Origin of the sequence: Kordiimonas marina (genome assembly GCF_023006325.1) — a bacterium.
Classification (GTDB): domain Bacteria; phylum Pseudomonadota; class Alphaproteobacteria; order Sphingomonadales; family Kordiimonadaceae; genus Kordiimonas; species Kordiimonas marina.
The window spans coordinates 78,654-90,937 of the sequence record NZ_JAINDF010000007.1 but is presented as its reverse complement, the minus strand read 5'-3'; the positions used below and the strand labels follow the sequence as shown (position 1 = coordinate 90,937).

General features: G+C 62.2%; 15 protein-coding genes and 1 tRNA gene. 4 read left to right on the top strand and 12 right to left on the bottom strand.

Annotated elements, in window-relative coordinates; all coding sequences use genetic code 11:
- Nucleotides 1-6: 6 nt before the first annotated feature.
- From infA to K6118_RS15570, 9 genes are all read right to left on the bottom strand, one after another.
- Complete coding sequence (gene infA, locus K6118_RS15610; protein ID WP_247121421.1) at nt 7-225, bottom strand: translation initiation factor IF-1; 219 nt, start codon at nt 223-225, stop codon at nt 7-9.
- Nucleotides 226-412: 187 nt separating this feature from the next.
- Nucleotides 413-853, bottom strand: coding sequence for an arsenate-mycothiol transferase ArsC (locus tag K6118_RS15605; RefSeq protein WP_247121420.1), 441 nt, complete (start codon nt 851-853; stop codon nt 413-415).
- Nucleotides 850-1,347: a UPF0262 family protein gene (locus tag K6118_RS15600; protein WP_247121419.1), complete on the bottom strand. Its 498-nt coding sequence runs from the start codon at nt 1,345-1,347 to the stop codon at nt 850-852. Before K6118_RS15600 ends, K6118_RS15605 begins: the two co-directional genes overlap by 4 nt.
- Before the next feature lie 10 nt (nt 1,348-1,357).
- Nucleotides 1,358-2,653 carry a histidinol dehydrogenase gene (hisD, locus tag K6118_RS15595; RefSeq protein ID WP_247121418.1) on the bottom strand — a complete coding sequence of 432 codons (1,296 nt, stop codon included), beginning with the start codon at nt 2,651-2,653 and terminating at the stop codon, nt 1,358-1,360.
- Complete coding sequence (hisG, locus tag K6118_RS15590) at nt 2,646-3,302, bottom strand: ATP phosphoribosyltransferase (RefSeq protein ID WP_247121417.1); 657 nt, start codon at nt 3,300-3,302, stop codon at nt 2,646-2,648. The genes hisD and hisG overlap by 8 nt, the downstream gene beginning before the upstream one ends.
- A 26-nt stretch (nt 3,303-3,328) precedes the next feature.
- The gene (locus tag K6118_RS15585) at nt 3,329-3,760 is read right to left on the bottom strand and encodes a DUF2948 family protein (RefSeq protein WP_247121416.1); all 432 of its coding nucleotides are present in this window, start codon (nt 3,758-3,760) and stop codon (nt 3,329-3,331) included.
- 306 nt (nt 3,761-4,066) lie between these two features.
- Entirely contained in the window at nt 4,067-5,350 is a 1,284-nt protein-coding gene (murA, locus tag K6118_RS15580; protein ID WP_247121415.1) for a UDP-N-acetylglucosamine 1-carboxyvinyltransferase, read from the bottom strand.
- 169 nt (nt 5,351-5,519) lie between these two features.
- Nucleotides 5,520-6,074 carry a dCTP deaminase gene (gene dcd, locus K6118_RS15575; protein ID WP_247121414.1) on the bottom strand — a complete coding sequence of 185 codons (555 nt, stop codon included), beginning with the start codon at nt 6,072-6,074 and terminating at the stop codon, nt 5,520-5,522.
- A 173-nt stretch (nt 6,075-6,247) separates the two neighbouring features.
- Nucleotides 6,248-6,403 (bottom strand): hypothetical protein, encoded by a 156-nt coding sequence (locus tag K6118_RS15570; protein ID WP_247121413.1) that lies wholly within the window; start codon nt 6,401-6,403, stop codon nt 6,248-6,250.
- Nucleotides 6,404-6,573: 170 nt separating this feature from the next.
- On the opposite strand from K6118_RS15570, the gene K6118_RS15565 reads away from it, so the two are divergent.
- Nucleotides 6,574-6,648: transfer RNA gene (locus K6118_RS15565), tRNA-Thr, on the top strand.
- 25 nt (nt 6,649-6,673) lie between these two features.
- Here the strand turns inward: K6118_RS15565 and K6118_RS15560 are convergent.
- Both K6118_RS15560 and K6118_RS15555 read right to left on the bottom strand, forming a co-directional pair.
- On the bottom strand, nt 6,674-7,084 hold the full coding sequence (locus tag K6118_RS15560; protein ID WP_247121412.1) for a hypothetical protein: 411 nt from the start codon (nt 7,082-7,084) through the stop codon (nt 6,674-6,676).
- 24 nt (nt 7,085-7,108) lie between these two features.
- Complete coding sequence (locus tag K6118_RS15555) at nt 7,109-8,326, bottom strand: hypothetical protein (RefSeq protein WP_247121411.1); 1,218 nt, start codon at nt 8,324-8,326, stop codon at nt 7,109-7,111.
- A 207-nt stretch (nt 8,327-8,533) separates the two neighbouring features.
- On the opposite strand from K6118_RS15555, the gene K6118_RS15550 reads away from it, so the two are divergent.
- The 3 genes from K6118_RS15550 (at nt 8,534) to K6118_RS15540 (ending at nt 11,615) form a co-directional block, all read left to right on the top strand.
- Complete coding sequence (locus K6118_RS15550; protein ID WP_247121410.1) at nt 8,534-9,481, top strand: diacylglycerol/lipid kinase family protein; 948 nt, start codon at nt 8,534-8,536, stop codon at nt 9,479-9,481.
- A 70-nt stretch (nt 9,482-9,551) separates the two neighbouring features.
- Complete coding sequence (locus K6118_RS15545) at nt 9,552-9,839, top strand: helix-turn-helix domain-containing protein (RefSeq protein WP_247121409.1); 288 nt, start codon at nt 9,552-9,554, stop codon at nt 9,837-9,839.
- Nucleotides 9,840-9,893: 54 nt separating this feature from the next.
- Nucleotides 9,894-11,615: a SulP family inorganic anion transporter gene (locus K6118_RS15540; RefSeq protein ID WP_247121408.1), complete on the top strand. Its 1,722-nt coding sequence runs from the start codon at nt 9,894-9,896 to the stop codon at nt 11,613-11,615.
- A gap of 23 nt (nt 11,616-11,638) precedes the next feature.
- Here K6118_RS15540 and K6118_RS15535 read toward each other — a convergent pair whose 3' ends face one another.
- Nucleotides 11,639-12,106, bottom strand: a complete 468-nt coding sequence (locus tag K6118_RS15535; RefSeq protein WP_247121407.1) for a glyoxalase superfamily protein — start codon at nt 12,104-12,106, stop codon at nt 11,639-11,641.
- Nucleotides 12,107-12,284: the final 178 nt, after the last annotated feature.

The window sequence follows — 12,284 nt, the reverse complement described above, 5'->3', positions numbered from 1 at the left end:
GGCGTCTTATTTGAAACGGTAGGTAATGCGGCCTTTGGTCAGGTCGTACGGGGTCAGTTCAACCAGTACGTCGTCACCCGCCAGAACCCGAATGCGGTTTTTGCGCATTTTGCCGGCGGTATGGCCGAGGATCTCGTGGCCGTTTTCAAGTTTCACTCGGAACATGGCGTTCGGCAACAGTTCGGTGACTGTGCCGCGCATTTCCAAAACTTCTTCTTTAGCCATTTTGTCTCCTTGGTATGGCTTTCTTTCATGTGGGCGCTTGGCCGCGCTCATACATGACGGCGTTGCGGCAGAAATGCAACAATTTTGGCGCATCCTGCGCCAGATTTGTGACTCTGGGACGCCTATCCGGGGCCAATTGTGGTGCTCATGCAACTAAATCGTCGTGCGCGGCGGCGAAGAAAAGGCGTTAGGGGAAGGTAAAACGGTCGGCGATCCTGACTTCCAGGTGGTCGCGGACCAGCCGGTAGCTGTCCATGATCTGGCTTCGGTTGCCTTCAGCGTCGGACGGGTCCGGGGTCGGCCAATATTCCACCGGCGGGCGGCTATCGCCAATCAGACGGACGATATGGGCATGGGACTCCGGCGTCAGCGTGATGATCAGGTCGAAGGCATGCAGGTCAACATCCTGCAGGGTCTTGGCCTCATGGTTGGAGATATCGATCTTCTCCTCGGCCATGGCGGCGACCGAGAAGGGATCGAGCGCGCCTGCGATCAGCCCGACCGATTCCACGAAAATGCGGCCTTTGGTGTGGCGTTTCGCCAGGGCTTCGGCCATCGGGCTTCTGACCGCATTCTGGTTGCAGACAAACAGGATGCTGCGCGGCATAGGGGATTGGGTCGGGGTCATCGGGGGCCTCGGCCTTCTTTAAGGTGCAGGACACAGACAAGCGTGAACAGCCGTCTGGCGGTTTGGGTATCGATTTTGATTTTGCCGTCCAGCCGTTCCATCAACAGCATGCTGCCTTCGTTATGAAGGCCGCGGCGGCCCATATCGATGGCCTCGATCTGTGACGGGCTCGCGGTCTTGATCGCCTCATAATAGCTGTCGCAGATGGCGAAATAGTCGCGGATGATGCGGCGGAAGGGTGTCATCGCCAGGCGGAAGCTCATCAGCGGATGGTTGCCAACGTTGGTGACGTCGAACACCAGCCGGCCTTCCTGGACGCCCAGGTGCAGCTTGTAGGGGCCGCTGTAGCTTTCGTCGGATGACTTCAGAAGCTCGAAGCTGTTTTCTTCCAGCAGATCATAAATCGCAATGCGGCGCTCATGCTCCACATCGGCGCTCCAGCGCACGATGGTGGATTGATCAAGCTGCACATCGACGAGTTTCTGATCAGACATGCAACCCCTTTTACCTGTCCGCGAGCCGGATGGCGACAGAAAGCGCGTGGGCGCCGAGGCCTTCCTCTTCCGCGAGTCGGATCGCAGCGGGGCCGATGTCGGCAAGGCTGTCCGCCGTGCAGCCCACAAACGTGGTGCGCTTCATGAAGTCATAGACGCTGAGCCCGCCGGAGAAGCGCGCGGCCCGTGCGGTTGGCAGCACGTGGTTGGGACCTGCGACATAATCACCGATGGCTTCCGGGGTGTGACGGCCGAGGAAGATGGCGCCGGCGTTCTTCACGCCCGCCATAAGCTCTTCCGGGTTTTCGGTCGCGAGCTCAAGGTGTTCAGGCGCCAGCCGGTTGATCAGCGGCAGCGCGTGCTTGAGCGTATCGACGACGATGATGGCGCCGAAGTCAGCCCAGCTGGTGCCTGCGATATCCTTGCGCGGCAGCGTTTTCAGGTGTTCCTCGACCGCGGCCTCGACCTTGTCGGCGAAGCTGGCGTTGTCGGTGATCAGGATGCTTTGGGCCGCAGTGTCATGCTCGGCCTGCGACAGGAGGTCAGCGGCAATCCAGCGCGGGTCGTTCTGGTCGTCGGCGACCACGAGGATTTCGCTCGGTCCGGCGATGGTGTCGATGCCGACCTGGCCGAACACCTGACGCTTGGCTTCCGCGACATAGGCGTTGCCGGGGCCGACGATCTTGTCGACCGGCGCAATCGTTTCGGTGCCGTATGCCAGCGCGCCCACAGCCTGCGCGCCGCCGATGCGGTAAATCTCGGTCACGCCGCCAAGGCGGGCTGCGGCCAGCACCAGCGGGTTGAGAACGTCATCGGGCGTCGGCACCACCATGACCACGCGGTCCACCCCGGCAACCGCCGCGGGGATCGCGTTCATCAGCACGCTCGACGGGTAGCTTGCGGTGCCGCCCGGGACATAAAGCCCGGCGGCTTCCACTGGCTTCCAAACCTGGCCGAGCCGGGTGCCGGTGTCGTCCTTATAGTCGATATCCGCGGGCAACTGGCGTGCGTGGAAAGCGCGGATCCGGTCCGCCGCGATGCTGAGCGCGTGCATGGTGTCGGCATCCACCGAGGCCACAGCCGCGTCGACTTCAGCGTCGCCGATTTTCAGGCCGCGGGTGCGGGCATCGAAACGGTCGAAACGTTCGGTCAGGCGGTAGAGGGCGTCGTCGCCGTCTGCTTGGACGTCAGCGAGGATATGGCGGACGGCTTCGCGTACGTCCGGCGTGGTTTCGCGCTTGGCGCTCAGAAGGGCGGTAAAGGCGGCTTCGAAATCAGCCGCGCGGCTATTCAGGCGCTCAGCCATTTGTTGCCTCCCGGAAACGGTCGATCCAGTAGCTGATCTCACGCGGGCGCGTCTTGAACGCCGGACGGTTGACCACAAGGCGGGAGCTGATGTGTGTCAGCACTTCCACTTCCTTGAGGCCGTTGGCCTTCAGCGTGCCACCAGTGGAGACAAGGTCGACGATGCGGCGGCTGAGCCCCAGCTTGGGCGCCAGTTCCATCGCGCCGTTCAGCTTGATGCATTCGGCCTGGATGCCACGCTCGGCATAATAGCGCCGGGTCATGTTCGGGTACTTTGTCGCCACGCGGATGTGGGACCATTCCTTCGGGTCCTCGGTTGCCTCATCCACCGGCATCGCCAGCGACAGGCGGCAGTGGCCGATGTCGAGATCGAGCGGGGAGTAAAGGTCGGCATAGCCGAATTCCTGCAGCACGTCGTTGCCCACCACACCCAGATGCGCGGCGCCGAAGGCGACGAAAGTGGCGGCATCGAACGCGCGCACGCGGATGATGCTGAGGCCGGGAATGTTGGTGTCGAACTCCAGCGCGCGGGACTTGGGGTCGTCGAACGCAGCTTCGGGTTCGATCCCGGCGGCGCGGACAAGCGGCATCACTTCTTCAAGGATCCGGCCCTTGGGCAGCGCCAGGACAAGTTTTTCACTCAGCTCCATGGTGAGGGGCTCCAAACAAACGGTGGTCAGTCATGCTCAGGACGTGAGAGCGCTTCCCACGCTTCCCCCAGGTCGCTGAGCGATGCTTCGATACATTCGGCTGTCAGGCGGATGGTGGCCCCGCCTGCGAACGCGAACAGGATGACAAAATCGTCGCCGGCTGCTTCTGCTGTGACGGACAGAAGATCCAGCACGTCCCCCTTATTCTGGAGGTTCAGCCCATTGGTCTCCGCGCTCAGAACCCCCGTGAGCGTAAGACCGGTACGGACGCGTTCGCCTTTCGGGCGGAAGAAGCGCCGCTTTTTCTCCCAGCGGAACCGGTTGCCGACCAGCGCAAAGCGCCGCTCGAGCGGCAGCCAGGCGATATCCCCCACGCGCACAGCCGCATCCTGCAGAAGCGAGGATAGGACGGTAAGGTCGTCGGCCGTTTGGGCCATGAGTTTCAGTGTTTCAGTCATAAAGCCATCATTCCACTACGATTCGCATCGCAATGTAGGCGTAGGGTCAGGCCCTGTAAACATGGTTTCATTCAGTCAGTCTAGGAAAGCGCAGGGCAAGAAGACAGGCGACATCAAGGGTGGGCCCCCTTTATGAGACTGTCGCCGCTGGCCTGCGCTTTCATAGACTGACCCGGAGGGCAGGGACCTTTTGACGCCGGGAGGCGTCAGGCCCCCTTGAAATAGCCCCGATATTCCTGCGGGCTCCTTCCTGTCCCGTCCCCAAAATCTCTCCTGCTGAATAAATCATATTTGCAGGGCCTGACCCTAGGCGGGCACGCGATCAACCACCGCGCCAACTTGGCGCAATTTTTCTTCCAGCCGCTCATAGCCACGGTCCAGATGATAGAGCCGGTTGACCGAGGTTTCCCCCGTCGCGACAAGCCCTGCGAGCGCGAGCCCCATGCTGGCCCTAAGGTCGGTCGCCATCACCGGCGCACCCTTGAGCGCGCTGACCCCGCGGATGGTGGCACTGGAGCCGGTGACGGTAATATCCGCGCCCAGGCGGCACAGTTCCGGCACATGCATGAAGCGGTTCTCGAAGATGGCTTCGGTGATCACGCTGGCGCCTTCGGCCACGCAGGCGAGCGCCATGAACTGGGCCTGCATGTCGGTGGCGAAGCCGGGGAACGGCTGGGTCACCAGGTTGAAGCCCTTGATATGACCGTTGGATTTGACCCGCACGCCGTCTTCTTCGATCTCGACGATACCGCCGGCTTCGGTGAGCGCATCCAGGGTGGCCTGCATGTCTTCGGCGCGGGCGCCTTCAAGGAGCAGGTTGCCGCGGGTCATCAAGGCCGCGACGCCGTAGGACCCGGCTTCGACCCGGTCCGGCATCACCGTGTGGGTGGCACCGTGAAGCTGGTCGACGCCTTCAACCGTGATGGTTTCGTGGCCCGCGCCCTCGATCTTGGCGCCCATGGCGGTCAGGCAGGCGGCGAGGTCGGCGATTTCCGGCTCACGCGCGGCGTTCTCGATGACGGTGGTGCCCTTGGCGAGGGTGGCTGCCATCAGCGCGTTTTCGGTCGCGCCGACGGAAACGAACGGGAAGCGGATCTTGCCGCCGGTTAAGCCCTGCGGCGCACTCGCGCGGACATAGCCCTGCTCGATATCGATATCGGCACCAAGGGCGGCGAGCGCCTTCAGGTGCAAATCGATCGGCCGGTTGCCGATGGCGCAGCCGCCGGGCAAGCTCACGATCGCTTCGCCCGCGCGCGCCACCAAGGGGCCGAGCACGAGGATCGAGGCGCGCATCTTGCGCACGATGTCATAGGGCGCGACGGTGTCGGAAATAGTGCCGGCATCGAAGGTCAGGCTGCGGCCGGTCACCTTGGTGCCGCCCTTGCTGCCCGCAATGGTGACGGTGACCCCCATGTGGTTGAGGAGGTCGATCAGCGTGGTGATATCGGCAAGCCGTGGCAGGTTATTCAGCGTCAGCGGTTCCGGGCTCAGAAGCGACGCGCACATCAGCTTGAGCGCGGAGTTCTTCGCGCCCGAAATCGGCACCGTGCCATGAAGGGCCTTGCCGCCCTGGATCAGCAGTTTTTCCATTCGGTCTGTTTTCTTCTCTGGCCGTTTTCTATTTTGACCGCCTTTAAAGGGGCGGTTGGATGTTGATGCCTGTTTCACACCGAATCAAGGCAGCTTGGCGGCAAAGGCTGGCCCCAATTGTGATGGTACCAATGGAGCGGTTGTCAGACCGATCAGCGCTTCGGCCCAATCAGAGCTTCGGAAGCGTGACGCCGGTCTGGCCCTGGTATTTGCCGCTGCGGTCGGAATAGGCGGTTTCGCACGGTTCGTTGCCTTGCAGGAACAGGAACTGGCACGCGCCTTCGTTGGCGTAAATCTTCGCGGGCAGCGGCGTGGTGTTGGAAAATTCCAGCGTCACGTGGCCTTCCCAGCCCGGCTCCAGCGGGGTCACGTTCACGATGATGCCGCAGCGGGCGTAGGTGGATTTGCCGAGGCAGATGACCAGCACGTCCTTGGGCACGCGGAAATATTCCACGGTGCGCGCGAGCGCGAAGCTGTTGGGCGGAATGATGCAGACGTCGGTGTTGCGGTCGACGAAGCTTTTCGGCGAAAAATCCTTAGGGTCGACAACGGCCGAATCCACATTGGTGAAAATCTTGAACTCAGGCGCCACGCGCGCGTCATAGCCATAGGAGGACAGGCCGTAGGAGATATTGCCTTCACGTACCTGGCCGTCGACGAAGGGTTCGATCATGCCATGTTCCTGTGACATTGTGCGAATCCATTTATCGGACATGATGGCCATGGTTGTGGGCTCCCCTCTTTTGCGTTTCGCGTGTGTTTCTGCCGGTGGTTGCGAACCGGCGCGCGCTTCCCTGAATAGGGCGATTTGTAAGGCAATCCGCCCGGGTCCACAAGCCGCTTTCTACCAGATATAGTGGCTATGCAGTATGGGGCCGCGCAGCCGGGGGCGCAGCTTTATTTGCTGCCGGTATCGCGCCGGTCGCGGGCTTGGGCCTTGCGGCGGCGCAGGTTGGCGCGCAGCGCTTCGGCCAGACGCGCCTGTTTGTCGTCCGACTTGAGTTTCTCGTCAGCGTTTTTTTGTGGCGCCGTATTTTTTTTGGTTTCGGTCATGGCTGATAGATGCCGCAAAAACGGCGGCTTTTTCAAGGGGGAAATGGACTTGCGCCGGATATGGTGGATCCGGCGGTCATAATTTCTGACTCTTTTGACTTGCATCCGTCCCGGCGCTGTGGCAATAGCCCCGGCGTGCGGCGCAAACGTGTGTCCACAATCCGGTGCAGGCTGCTGTAGCTCAGGGGTAGAGCACTCCCTTGGTAAGGGAGAGGCCGGGAGTTCAAATCTCCCCAGCAGCACCATCCTTCCCCCTCTAAAATCGCTGATTTATCGTTTGGAAGCCACCTCAAGGCCTTCAACGAAACGAGCTATGGCCGGGTCTGTATGTTCTTTGACGGGATCGTCAGATTGGTCATCTGTTCGGTAGAACTCGCCAGCGTCGAATGCTTCATACATTTCCATCAACACTGGGGGTATGTCCTCAAGGTGGCCCTTCGTCATCTCTGAAAGACACTCGAGCCAAAGGTAATTCATGATCGAATCCCCTTGCTCATACCCAATCTTTTGGTCGTGGTAGGCAATGGCCACGCGCTTAGCCAGCGTCTCGAAGATTGTTTGATCAGGGGTGTCGCTATCTTCCAGATATGAGCGGAGCAAGTCGTAGAACTCAGAGTATTTGCGCGCATCATCAGCCCAGTTGCGGCCCACTATCTCTAACAGTTCTTTTTCACTGCTCACGCCTGCGGTCCCCTCATCGCATATTTATGCCGTTTCGGCGGGCAGGCCGAACAGGAGGATGGCGGCGCCGAGGAGGCAGGCGGCGGCGTGGAAGCCGGCGCGGGTGCGTTCGCCCGCGCGCCAGGTCAACATGGTGGCAAGCCCGGCCTGTAACATATAATAGGCGGCGAAAGCGCGGGAGGCGTAGGCGATGATCTCATAGATATCCGCCTGCCATGTGATGAAGAGCGCACAGGCACACAGAAGCGTATAGCCCCAGTTGGCCTTGAGGCTGCCACCCGAAAGCTCGCTCATCAACCCGCCCCCGCCACCGGTGTCGGCCACGGCCGCGGAGAATTGTGATGCCAGCGCCGCGAGGCTCAGAAGCGGCATCACCGCGGTGGAAAGCGGCATCAGTTGGTCGATGATCGCGGTTTCGCTGCCCACGGTCAGCTCACCATTCCCCGGCGAGAGATAATAAAGCGCAAGGCCAATGAAGCTGACGTAAATCACCGTCGACAAAAGCTGGGCATAGCGCATGGAACGGATGCGCGTGTCCCGGTCATAGCGGACGCCGAGGTAACGGGAGGTCTCGAACCCCTGCACCAGGAGAATAAGGCCGAGCCCGACCCGGAAGGTTTCCATGCCGTCCCAGTGCGCCTTGGGCCACGCGTCGGTGATGGACCCTGCGGCCCCGACATTGATGACGGTCAGCCCGGCCACCAGCCCGCCGATCACCGCCAGTTTGAGGCTGACGGACACCACTTCCATGCGTTCCAGCCCGCCCAGGCCGCGGAACAGGCCGACAGTGCCGATCAGCATCAGCACGGCGCTTGCCGCCAGACGGCTGTAGAAGGGGTCCACCACATCGGCGGACTTGAGGAGAAAAGCGCCAAACAGGTTCAGGTAATAGGTGACCGAGATCACATAGGCGACCGCGAGTGCATAATTGCTGCCGCGCTCGAACCATTTGAGCGTGCTGGAAAGCTGGCCGCCGGTCATCAGCGGCTCAAACAGCCGGATATTGCTGCGGATCGCCGACCCGAATAGATATCCCGCGCCGCAAAGGGCAGCCATGGCGATGAGGGCGTAGGAGCCCATCAGGTGCGCGAGCAGCGGCCCGACCACAAGAAAGCCTGAGCCGATGATCGAGGCAAGCGGCGTTGCCATCGCGCGCCAGAAAGGGTGGCCGGCAGCCTTGGGCCGCAGCATGAGGACGCACAGGAAGGCGGTGACCAGCAGGATAACGGGTGTCGTATGCATGGGCGGCATGTTTGCCCGCTCGCGGGTGTTTGTGCAACGCCCAGTTTGCTCCGCCCGATAAAAAAGTAGGTGGCATGACAGCAGGGCGCGACGACTTAGCCGTTGGTTACAGGGCAAAGCCCGGCTATAAAGGCCGGACCGAATGACTGGGGACAGAAGCCGGAGGCTACCTCCGGCGGGGCAAGAAAATAACCGTGACCGCCTGACATGACCGACCGTATCGCCATCATCCGCAACCCGAACGCCGGGCGGCAGAACGGCCCTTTTATCGCCAAGGTGGCGAAAAGGCTGAGCCGTGCCGGTTATCCGGTCGAAATCCTCGACACCCAGGCGCCGGGCCACGCGACCGAGATCGCCCGTGACCTGGCCGAAGGCGACAAGGCGGACCTGATCATCGCCGCGGGCGGGGACGGCACCATCCGCGAAGTGGCGACGGGGCTGAAGGACCACAAGCTGCCGGTTGGAATCATCCCCGGCGGAACGGCTAATGTGCTCGCGCGGGAGTTGGGCTATCTGCCACATGGGCGCCGCTCCAGCCGCCATGTCGTCCATGCGCTGATGGCCAAGAATGTGATCGACCTTTACCCGTTTTCGGTGACGCTGGGTGGTGAGAGCCACCTCGGCTTCTGCTGGCTGGGCGCGGGCTTTGATGCCGCAGTGCTGAGCCGGGTGTCGCCCAAGCTGAAGGCGGTGATTGGCCGCCTTGCCTTCGTGCCCGCCACGTTCAGGACACTGTTCGCAACCCACAAAGGGCCGGATATCGCCTGGCGCACGGCCAGGGGGAAGAAGGACGCAGGCGGTGAAGGCACCTGCCGCTGGCTCATCGCCGCCAATATCCAGCGCTATGCCGGGCCGTTCATTCTGACCCGACGTACCGCGGTCGGCGAGCCGGGCCTCGCCTGCCTGATGATGACGGGCCGTGGGCTTTTCGCCCGTATCCTCGACCAGCTTATGCTGGCGCTTGGCCGCCTTGACCGGCGCGCGGAGCCCCTGGCGCTTGAGCTTGGCACTACTCTTTGGCTTGGGGCGGCGGATGTGCCGCTCCAACTGGATGGCGATTATCTCGGCGAAGGCGAGGCCGAGGTGACGCCGCTTGCAACACCGATCCGTTTCCGGACAGGTCACCTTGACCGGAGAAATCGGATTAAACCGTAATAGTGATGTTTGAAATATCATTATAAATGTATTATCATCGATAATCGATGGATCTGACAGGTCTATAAACATGATCACAGCTGCACAACTACGGGCCGCACGTGCCCTTCTGGGCATGGACCAGAAAACCTTGGCGGAGAAAGCCGGCGTTTCGGTGCCGACCATCCAACGCATGGAAGCAAGCCAGGGCCATGTACGCGGCGTGGTCGATACGCTGATGAAGGTGGTGACCGCGCTGGACGCCGCCGGTGTCGATCTGATCGGCGATCATGGCCAAAGCCTGTCAGGAGGCCGCGGCGTGCGGCTGAAGGAGCCGGGCGTACCATCCGACGCCCAAAAAGGCCAACAATCGGAGTAAAGGCGGCAGTCGCTGACAGGTACCTGTGGCGCCGCCGTGTAAGGCTGTCGCACCATGGATAATCAGACTGTTTCCCGGTCACGGGCCGGGGCGTATTTCGACCTATTCCTGCCCAAACTCATCACCGTCTTCCGGGAAGGCTACGGGCTTTCCCATCTGCGTGCCGATATCATCTCGGGCCTCACGGTGGCGATTGTCGCGCTGCCGCTGTCGATGGCGATCGCGATCGCCTCCGGCGTGGCACCTGAACGCGGGCTTTATGCCGCCATCTTCGGCGGGGTGCTGGTGTCCGCGCTTGGCGGCAGCCGGTTCCAGATCGGTGGACCCGCGGGCGCTTTCATTATCCTGGTGGCGGCCACCGGCGCGCGCCACGGGATCGACGGGCTCTTGCTCACCACGCTGATGGCGGGGGTTTTCCTGCTGGCGATCGGCTTCTTACAGCTCGGCACCTATATCAAATTCATCCCGTACCCGGTGACGGTGGGCTTCACCGCCGGGATCGCGGTTATCATTTTCGCGAGTCAGGTTTCCTCGCTCCTCGGCCTCCAGATTACGGGGGCGGAGCCTGGACCTATCCTGAAGAAACTGCCGGTCCTGTGGCACGCCCTGCCGACCTTTGACGGGGCCGCCACAGCGGTTGCGGCGCTGTCTGTCCTGATCATCCTTGGGCTCAAGCGCTGGCAGCCGCGCCTGCCGGGGATGCTGATCGCGGTCGGTGTCGCCGCGGCGCTGACGGCGGGTTTTTCGCTCGATATCCAGACCATCGGCAGCAAGTTCGGCGGTATCCCCTCGAGCCTGCCGATGCCGCACCTGCCGACTTTCACGCTGGCCAAGGCGCAAGCCGTGCTGCCTGATGCCATTGCCTTCGCGCTTCTGGGGGCGATCGAATCACTGCTCTCCGCCGTGGTGGCGGACGGCATGAGCGGCAGGCGTCACCGCTCCAACTGCGAACTGGTGGCGCAGGGGGCGGCCAATATCGCTTCGGCGCTGTTCGGCGGGCTGTGTGTCACCGGCACCATTGCCCGGACGGCGACCAACGTGCGCGCGGGCGCCCACGGGCCGATCTCCGGCATTGTGCATTCGATCACGCTTGCGGTCTTCATCCTCGTGGCGGCGCCGCTTGCGGCCTATATCCCGCTGGCGGCGCTTGCCGCCGTGCTGGCGGTTGTCGCCTGGAACATGATCGAACGCCATGCGATTGCAATCCTGATGCGGGCCTCGAAGGGGGAGGCGCTGGCCTTTTTCGCGACCTTCGGTCTTACGGTATTCCGGGACCTTACCGAAGCGATCCTTGTGGGCTTCAGCATCGCAGCCCTCGTCTTCATCCACCGCATGTCACGGTCGACCGAGATTGAGATGCACATGCCGGTGGTGGAAGAGGACGCGGCGGATGCACCCGCGGAAGACCGCCAGCCCTATAACGCTGCCTATTCGTCCGAAAATGACGTGGTGATCTACCGGATCAGCGGGGCCTTCTTCTTCGGTGCGGCGTCGATGGTGGGCGCGGTCCTTGACCGCATCAACGACCCCGGTAAGGCGCTGGTGCTGGACCTGTCGGCGGTGCCGTTCCTCGATGCCACCGCGGCCAACACCATCGCGGCGATGGCGGCGCGCATCAAGGGGCAGGGTATCCAGCTCGCCATCAGTGGCGCGCGGTCGGCTGTCCGGCATGATCTGCTGGTGCATGGTGTCCGGCCGCCCAGCGTGATCTTCAAGCCCTCGATCAAGCAGGCGGTGGCGGCGATCCGTGCGCGGCGGAAGGACAGCGGCGCTTAAGCCACTGTCCTTGACGTACCCTGTCAGGCTGGAGCGATCTGGGCATGGCCATCGGCCTTGCCCGCCAGATTGACCGACCTACCCAGGCGGTCGACCGTCAGGCGCACGCGCTGTCTGGCCATGTCGAGATGGTCGCCCATCGTGACCTTCAGGCGCTTGTTGAACTGCAGCGTGATCCGCCACACGCCGTCGCGCGCGGTCATTTCAATACCGCGGACCTGCCCGGTGAAGGGGGTGTTGTAATAAAACCCGGCGGCCCGGCTGCCGAGCGTGAAGGGGCAGCCGTTTTCTGAGATATCGCTTTTGGCGGGCTTTTCCTCGGGGGAAGCTGCTTGCCGCAGGTGCGCCGACAGCGTGTTCCAGTCCCGAAAGCCGTCTTCATGGGCGATGGCTTCCAGGCTTTGGCTGTGGCTGACGGGTAAGCCCGCGCCGGTAAGATACGCACGCAACCGCTTGGCCCGTGCTTTTGCCATATCTGAGGGATTAGTCATGGGGTCGTCTTTCCACGAAAGGTGATCGTTTGGTTCGGGGTCCCGCGTTGCCGTCCTTCACCGTTTCGGTTGATAAGACGAACGAAAAATCATCAAGGGACCTTCACCATGCCATCAGGCTGCGGGGGGCGGGCGGTCCATGGCCCGCGCGCCTTGTGTCATGCAATCACTGCGCGGT